Here is a 317-nt window from a genome sequence, read left to right as displayed (position 1 = left end):
AACAGATTCGAAGCACTGAGCTAACGTTGTTTCGTGGTCGAGGTCTGCTAACTGCTCTCTAATAGAGTCCTCTGAATAGGTTTTTAAAGTAGCTATGTTCTGTTCATGTTTCTCTGTTAACTTATCAAGGTCAACATCTATGAGCTTTTTAGCCCTTAGTCTTGTAACTTCTGTTTTGGTCGTTCTTACGAACGTTTGGAATGCATCATCAAAAGCAGTTCTGTAGCTATGGATTAGCAATTGAGCATCTTCACCTAATTCTTGACCACAGAAAGGGCAATCTTCATCTAGGTGTTCGACACCACTAGCAGCCCCTG

General features: G+C 41.3%; 1 protein-coding gene. It reads right to left on the bottom strand.

The window, feature by feature from the left end:
* On the bottom strand, positions 1-317 hold a 317-nt coding region (locus AB4486_RS25635), incomplete at both ends, for a hypothetical protein (RefSeq protein WP_372119550.1).

Origin of the sequence: Vibrio sp. 10N.222.55.C6 (assembly GCF_041473395.1) — a bacterium.
Taxonomy (GTDB): Bacteria; Pseudomonadota; Gammaproteobacteria; order Enterobacterales; family Vibrionaceae; genus Vibrio; species Vibrio crassostreae_C.
This window is presented reverse-complemented; position numbering and strand designations above follow the sequence as displayed.